The sequence below is a fragment of the Streptomyces sp. NPDC059002 genome (assembly GCF_042740435.1).
GTDB lineage: Bacteria > Actinomycetota > Actinomycetes > Streptomycetales > Streptomycetaceae > Streptomyces.
The window spans coordinates 20,372-27,827 of record NZ_JBHYJI010000086.1 but is presented as its reverse complement, the minus strand read 5'-3'; the positions used below and the strand labels follow the sequence as shown (position 1 = coordinate 27,827).

Genomic DNA, 7,456 nt, shown 5'->3' with positions numbered 1-7,456 from the left:
CTGGGAGAGGGCCGCCGGTTCCACCTCGATCGCGGTGAGCAGGTCCCGCACCGGCGTCGGCCCGTCCTGCAGCAGCTCAAGGACCCGGATGCGCACCGGATGCCCCAGCATCCGGAAGAACTCGGCCTTGGCCTGATACAGCGGAACGGACACGCCCGTACTCCTCGGCTCCCTTGGGCAAGACGGCGCCGTGCCCGCGGCGGCCACCGGCAGGTGTGCGGGCACAGCCAGCACAGCATGTAACCAATTGCAGAAATTCGCAATTCAGATAGACAGCAGCTGCTGGCGTCATTGCCGCGGTACCGCATCTCCGTCCAGTAGGTGTCGGTCTTGCCGCAGGCGGTGTACCTGGCGCCGTCCGTGTTGGAGACGAAGCAGGCCTTCGCGCCCTTGGGGAAGAGGCCGACCGCGGCGGCGGAGCGCCTGGGCTTGGTGCGGATCTTCACGCTCTCCTTGGCCGTGAACCTGAACCCCCAGCTCTCGGGGCATCCGTCGCGCTTGACCTGTACGCCGTCCTTCGCGGCCGGGGCCGCGACGGCCGAAGCGGCGGAGGCGCCTGGCGGGGGCCACGTTTTCAATCGCAACCAACATTTCCCCAACAGGAGTCAGCGGCCTTCGTGGCGGGGCGAGTTGGCGAGGTCCTGCCGAGCGCCATGGTCTGCAGCATCGCGAAGACCCCCACCGGGATCATCTGCAGCCAGGTCCACACCACGCCGGTGGTGGTCAGGTCCAGGGCGCCGAGGGCGAGTACCGCCAGGCTCAGCAGGATCCAGCACGCCCCGGCACCGATCACGGCCCGCACCGCGGCCCTCGGGATGTGCGGGCGGCGGGCCAGGGCCGCGATCGCGAGGCCCATGGCCAGCATGGCGGCGCCGACCGCGGCGACCGTCGTCGTACTCGGGCCGAAGAGGCGGCCGAGCGGCGCGGCGGCGGCCAGATAGGCCGTGCCGACCACCGCCGTTCCCGCCGCGTCGAGGGCGAGCACGCGGCGCGCCCCGCCCGTTTCGCTCGTCGCCGCCTTCACTTCTCCCAACCCCCGGGCGCGATGTTGTAGTTGAGGCGGAAGAGGTTCTGCGGGTCGTAGGTCTCCTTGAGGCGGACGAGGCGTTCGAGGTCGGCCGGGGCGTAGGCCGCGCGGAGGCGGTCGGCGGAGGCGTTCTCGCCGTGCCCGAGGAAGTTCAGGCTCGTCCCCTTCGACCAGGGTGCGAGCCCTTCGAAGAGCCGCTTCAGGAGGGGGCGGGCATCCTCCTCGCCGACGCCGACGAGCAGCGTGACCACGGACAGGAGGTAGCGGGCGGACCGGTGCGCCACCGCGTTGGGATGCTCGGGAGGCGTGGCGAAGGCGCCGCCCAGGTGCCGGAGTTCGACCACGACCGGCAGCGGTGCCGTGGGGCCCGCGTGGTCCAGGATCGTCCGCAGCGCGTCCGCGCCGAGCTCGTCGAAAAGCGCGACCTCGCGCAGGAAGGGCACCGCAACAGGCGGCTCCTCGTGGATGGACGCGTTCTCCGTGTACGGCATGTCCCGCAGCGCCGCCAGGACGGGGCCCATCTCGCGCAGCGGCGCCACCAGGCGCTCGCCGTCCGCCGCGGCTCCGGTGAACGCGATCCGTACGTGGTAGACGTGCCGGCCCCGCATCGGCGCGGGCACGTCGGGGGCGTCCGGCATCGGGATCAGCGCCACCGAGGAGTTCATGGTGTCGGGCACGGTCGCGGTCCAGCGGAGATAGCGCTCCAGGAGGTCGGGGACGGCCTCCGCGTCGTAGAAAAGGCCCCCTCCGTAGAGCCGTGTCACGGGGACGAGGCCCATCTCCAGGCTCGTCACGACGCCGAAGTTGTCGCGCCCGCCGAGCAGCGCCCAGTAGAGGTCGGGCTCGGTGTGCGGGGTGACGTGGCGCAGGGTGCCGTCGGCCGTCACCACGTCCATGGCGCGCACCTGGTCGGCCGCGTAGCCGTGGGTGCGGACGAGGAGGCCGATGCCGCCGCCGAGGACGTAGGAGACCACGCCGACGTGCGGCGCCGAGCCGTTCAGCGGGGCGAGGCCGTGGGCCGCCGCCGCGGGGACGACCTGGTCGAAGCGTGCGCCCGCCGCGACGGTCGCCGTGCGCGCGCCGGGGTCCACCTCGACGCCCGACATCCGCGCCGTCGTGATGAGCAGGCCGCCGTCGGCGGGTACCGCGAAGCCGTGCCCGGTGGCCTGCACGGCGACGGGCAGGCCGTGTCCGGCCGCGAAGCGCACCGCGGCCTGTACGTCCGCGGCCCGCGTGGCCCCCACGATCACGTCGGGGCGGTGGCGCACGGCGAGATTGAATCCGGCGCGCTCGTCGTCGTACGCGTCGTCCCCGGGCAGGAGGACGGGGCCCGCCACATGAGGGGTCAACTCGTCGCGGACCGCCCGGGGATCGAGTACGCGGGCGGGGGTGGGCGCGGATGCGGTGTCGTGCTGCACGGCGTTCTCCGTTCGTTCGGTCGGCCGTACCTCTCGCGGTGCGGCAGGCATGAGCTTGAGGCCGATACCTGACAGCCGCCGACAGGTATGGAACGCGCGTGGGAAACACTGGGGGTGTGAAGTCCGACCGGCTGCTTTCCACGCTGATGCTGCTCCAGCAGCGCGACCTCGTCCCCGCCGCCGAGCTCGCCGAGCGCCTGGAGGTGTCGGTGCGCACCGTCTACCGCGATGTCGAGGCGCTCTCCGCGGCGGGCGTCCCCGTCTACGCGGAACGCGGCAGGTACGGCGGCTTCCGGCTGCTCCCCGGCTTCCGCACGGACATGACCGGGCTCACCACCGACGAGGCACGCGCGCTCTTCGTCCTCGTGGGACAGGGCGCGCACTCGGACCTCGGCCTGGACAGGGCGCTCGGCTCCGCGCTGCGCAAGATGATGACCGCGCTGCCCGCACCGCACCGGCCCGCCGCCGAACTGACCAGACGACGCCTTCTGATCGACCCCGACCGCTGGCTCGCCGGACCGCGCGACGCGGCCGACCCGGAGGCCCTGCACTCCGCCGTGCTCGCCGACCGGCGGCTGCGCGTCCGCTACCGGCACAGCGGCGACAGCACGCCGCGCGGCTACACGGTCGACCCGTACGGCCTCGTCTCCAAGGCGGGCACCTGGTACCTGGTCGCCGACCACCGCGGCACACCGCGCCTCTTCCGCGCCGACCGGCTCCGGAAGGTCACCGTCACCGAGGACGCCGTGCGGCGCAGGGACGGGGTGGAACTGGCGCGGGTCTGGGAGGAGTTGCGGCGCGGGGTCGAGGAGCGGGGCGAGGGGGCCGGGGTGCGGGTCGTCGCACGGGTGCGGGCCGAGCGGGTGGACATGGTGGAGCGGATCGCGGGGGTGAACTTCCGGGGGCGGGTCGCGGAGGCGGAGGACGGCGGTGACGACGGTGACGGCGGCGCATGGCAGACGGTCGAGCTGACCTATCCGGAGCCGCGCGCCGCCTGCCAGCTGCTTCAGTTCGGCACGGACGTGGAGGTGCTTGAACCTCCGGAGGCGGTACGGGAGTTGGCGCGCGCGACGGCCGGGCTCGCGGCGCTCTATCCACCGTCTCCGTAGAGGGCTGCTTCTACCCGCAGTCTCCGTAGAGGGCTGCTACAACCCGACCTCTCCGTAGTGGGCTGCTCCTACCCGCCCTCTCCATAGAGCCCCCTTACGCCTCTCGCCGCCCCGGCAGCCGCAACTCCCCGTAAGCCCCCTCCGGCACCGCAGGACGCCGTGGCGGCACCGCGGCCACGCGTGCGTACCCCGCGTCCTGCGCCGGACGCCCGTCCTCATCGCCCTTGTTCGGCCAATGCGCCATGGCCCGTTCGGCCTGCGCCGTGATCGTCAGGGAGGGGTTCACGCCGAGGTTGGCGGAGACCGCGGAGCCGTCGACGACGGAGATCCCCGGATGCCCGTAGAGACGGTGGTACGGATCGACGACACCCTCCGATGCGGACGCGCCGATCGGGCAGCCGCCCAGGAAGTGCGCGGTCAGGGGCATGTTCATGAGCTCGCCGAGATTGGTCCCCGCGTATCCGTTGACGCGCTCGGCGACGAGCTTCGCCGCCTGCCAGCCCTCCTCGATGTGCACGGGGTTGGGGGCGCCGTGCCCCTGTTCCGCGGTGAGCAGCCGCCGTCTGCCGAGGCGGGTGGTGAGGGAGTTGTCGTGGGTCTGCATGACGAGGCCGATGATGGTCCGCTCCGACCAGCGGTGCGTCGAGGCGACCCGGGCCACGAGCAGCGGATGGGAGAGGAACGCGAGCGCGGCGGCCAGCGGCTTGGGAAGGTTCTGGCGGTACTGGGGGACGCAGATCAGCGCCATCAGGTTGGAGCCCTTGCCGTACCGGACGTTCTCGATGTGGGTGGTGGGGTTCGGGTGGATGGAGGAGGTGATCGCGACGCCGTGCGTGAAGTCCAGGGGGCGCCCTGCGCCGCGCTTCTTGCGGTAGCGGCGCGGGAAGGTCACGGCCCCCACCAGGGCCTCGGAGTTGGTGCGGGTGAGGCGGCCGAGCCGGTCGGAGATACGGGGCAGCAGGCCCTCGTCCTTCATGCGGTGCAGCAGGGTCTGGGTGCCGTACGTGCCCGCGGCGAGGACGACGTGGCGGGCACGGAGGGTGGTGCGGCGGCCCCTGCGGCGCCTGTTCGTGGGCGCGGTCACCACCTCGTAGCCCTCACCGGCCTCGCGTACCGAGAGCACCGTCGTCATCGGGCGGATCTCCGCGCCCGCCCGCTCGGCCAGATGCAGATAGTTCTCCATGAGCGTGTTCTTGGCGCCGACCCGGCAGCCGGTCATGCAGGAGCCGCACTCGGTGCAGGGTGTGCGGGCGGGGCCCGCGCCGCCGAAGTACGGATCGGGAACTTCGGCCGCCCGTCCGTCCGTTGAGGGGGTGATACCAGCGGCGCCACTGGTCTCACCACCGCCCGCGTCCCGTCCGTCTCCGAAGAACACCCCGACCGGCGTCAGCCGGAAGGTCTCCCCCGCGCCCATCTCCTCGGCCGCGGCCCGCAGATGCTCGTCCGCCTCGGTGGTGGTCGGGTTCTGGCGTACGCCGAGCATGCGCCGGGCCTGGTCGTAATAGGGGGCGAGTTCCGCCTGCCAGTCGGTGATGTGCGCCCACTGCTTGTCCTGGAAGAAGGCGGGCAGTGGCACATAGAGCGTGTTCGCGTAGTTCAGCGAGCCGCCGCCCACGCCTGCGCCCGCGAGCACCATGACGTTGCGCAGGAGGTGGATGCGCTGGATGCCGTAGAGACCGAGGGCGGGGGCCCACAGGTAGTTGCGCAGGTCCCAGGAGTCGCGCGGCAGGGTGTCGCGCGTGAAGCGGCGGCCCGCCTCGACGACGCCGACGCGGTAGCCCTTCTCGGTCAGGCGCAGCGCGGCGACGGAACCGCCGAATCCGGACCCGACGACCAGCACGTCGAAGTCGTACGCCCCGCCGGAGCGCGCCTCACTCACCGTAGAGCGCCTCGATCTCGTCCGCGTACGCCGCCGCCACCGCATGCCGTTTGATCTTCAGCGACGGCGTGAGCAGCCCGTTGTCCTCCGTGAACTCGCCCCCGACGATGACGAATTTGCGGATGGACTCGGCCCTGGAGACCGCGGAGTTGGCGTGGTCCACGGCCTTCTGGACGGCCGCGATCATCTGCGGGTCGGCGGCGAGTTCGGCGAGCGGCGTGTCCTTGGGGCGCTTGCGCACGGCGAGCCAGTGCTCGACGGCCTCGGGCTCCAGGGTGATGAGCGCGGCGACGTACGAACGGTTGTCGCCGACGACGATGCACTGGCCGACGGGCGCGCGGCTGCGCAGCCGGTCCTCCAGGACGGCGGGCGAGACGTTCTTGCCGCCGGAGGTGACGATGATGTCCTTCTTGCGCCCGGTGATGGTGAGGTAGCCGTCCTCGTCGAGGGCGCCGATGTCACCGGTGGCGAACCAGTCGTCGGTGAGCACCGCGTCGGTCGCCGCCGGGTTGTTCCAGTACGAGCCGAAGACGATGCCGCCCTTGATCAGCACCTCGCCGTCGTCCGCGATGCGCACGGCCGTGCCGGGGACGGGCAGGCCGACGGTGCCGGGGCGGGGTGCGAGCGGCGGGATGATGGTGGCGGCCGCCGTGGTCTCGGTGAGGCCGTAGCCCTCGTAGATGATGATTCCGGCCGCGTAGAAGAAGAGGTTGAGGTCGCGGTCCAGGGGCGAGCCGCCGCTGATCGCGTAGCGGAGCCGGCCGCCGACCTCCTTGCGGATGCGGCGGTAGACGAGGAGTTCGTACAGCGCCCAGCCCAGATAGAGGCCGGGCGAGGGGCCCGGTCCTCCCCTGCCGAGGAACTTGTTCAGATACGCCTCGCCGAAGCGCACCGCGATCCGCTCCGCGCGGTCGAACGAGGCGCCGCGGCCGATCTTCTCGGCGGTCGCCCGCCCGGTGTCGTGGATCTTCTCGAAGAGGTACGGGACGCCGATGACGAAGGTGGGCCTGAACGAGCGGAGTTCCGGGCGGAGTTCGTCGGGTTTGATGCCGGGGCAGTGGCCGAGTTCGATGCGGGCGAGCATGCAGGCGATCTGGATGGTGCGGCCCAGGATGTGCGCGAGCGGCAGGAAGAGCAGTGTCGATGCGACCTGCCCGGTGATCTCCTTGAAGATGGGGTGCAGCAGGTCGACGGTGTTGGCGGCCTCGGCGTGCAGATTGCCGTGGGTGAGGACGCAGCCCTTGGGCCTGCCGGTGGTGCCCGAGGTGTAGCAGAGGGTCGCGATGGAGTCGGGGGTGAGCGCGGCGCGCCGCTTGGCCACCTCTTCGTCGGACAAGTCGGCGCCCAGGGCGGTGAGTTCGGCCAGCGCGCCGCCGTCGATGTGCCGTACGTCCGGCGGCTCGGCGAGGTCCCGCAGGGCCGTCCGCACCGTCGCGACGTTCTCGGCCGTCTCGGTGACGAGCAGGCGGGTGCCCGAGTCCCGGACGATCCACTCGATCTGCTCGGCGGACGACGTCGCGTAGATGGGGACGCTCTGGCCGCCCGCCGCCCAGATCGCGAAGTCGAGCACCGTCCACTCGTAGCGGGTACGGGACATCAGTGCGACCCGGCCGCCCGGTTCGAGCCCCGCAGCGATCAACCCCTTGGCGATGTCGGTGACTTCGCGGGCGAAGGCGGCGGCGGTGACGGGCCGCCACTGTCCGGCGTGCTTGCGGCGCAGCACCACGGCGCCGGGTGCCTCCGCGGCGTTGGTGAAGGGGATGTCGGCGCTGCTGCCCGTCGCGGCGCGCGGCACGAGCGGGGCGGAGCGGGCCTCGCGCACGGTACCGTGTTCGTCCCTGATGATCTCCACATCGACGCGCCCCGCCAGGCCGCTGTGCCGCTGTGCCCTCTTCAGATCCTTGCGTACGCCCATGACGGCTCCCCGGCTTCCGGTTCCCAGCTGATGTGCAGGTGATCGGCGCGCGTACTTACTCGGGGGTCAACTTACCGAGACGTAAGGAAAATTCAATGGGGCGGACGA

The 7,456-nt window shown here is 71.7% G+C and carries 5 protein-coding genes and 1 pseudogene; 1 reads left to right on the top strand and 5 read right to left on the bottom strand.

Annotated features, from left to right (window positions below; genetic code table 11):
• The 3 genes and pseudogenes from ACFWZ2_RS40560 to ACFWZ2_RS40550 form a co-directional block, all read right to left on the bottom strand.
• Positions 1–153 (bottom strand): annotated as a pseudogene (locus tag ACFWZ2_RS40560) (transcriptional regulator); the annotation flags it as partial.
• Between the two features lie 421 nt (positions 154–574).
• A complete protein-coding gene (locus ACFWZ2_RS40555; protein ID WP_384554661.1) occupies positions 575–1,024 on the bottom strand; it encodes a hypothetical protein in 450 nt (149 codons plus the stop codon).
• Positions 1,021–2,445 (bottom strand): FAD-binding oxidoreductase, encoded by a 1,425-nt coding sequence (locus ACFWZ2_RS40550; protein WP_384554659.1) that lies wholly within the window; start codon positions 2,443–2,445, stop codon positions 1,021–1,023. Before ACFWZ2_RS40550 ends, ACFWZ2_RS40555 begins: the two co-directional genes overlap by 4 nt.
• Positions 2,446–2,561: 116 nt before the next feature.
• On the opposite strand from ACFWZ2_RS40550, the gene ACFWZ2_RS40545 reads away from it, so the two are divergent.
• Complete coding sequence (locus ACFWZ2_RS40545; protein ID WP_384554666.1) at positions 2,562–3,554, top strand: helix-turn-helix transcriptional regulator; 993 nt, start codon at positions 2,562–2,564, stop codon at positions 3,552–3,554.
• 94 nt (positions 3,555–3,648) lie between these two features.
• Here ACFWZ2_RS40545 and ACFWZ2_RS40540 read toward each other — a convergent pair whose 3' ends face one another.
• Positions 3,649–5,433 carry a GMC family oxidoreductase N-terminal domain-containing protein gene (locus ACFWZ2_RS40540; protein ID WP_384554658.1) on the bottom strand — a complete coding sequence of 595 codons (1,785 nt, stop codon included), beginning with the start codon at positions 5,431–5,433 and terminating at the stop codon, positions 3,649–3,651.
• Positions 5,426–7,348: an AMP-dependent synthetase/ligase gene (locus tag ACFWZ2_RS40535; RefSeq protein WP_384554656.1), complete on the bottom strand. Its 1,923-nt coding sequence runs from the start codon at positions 7,346–7,348 to the stop codon at positions 5,426–5,428. Before ACFWZ2_RS40535 ends, ACFWZ2_RS40540 begins: the two co-directional genes overlap by 8 nt.
• Positions 7,349–7,456 lie beyond the last annotated feature (108 nt).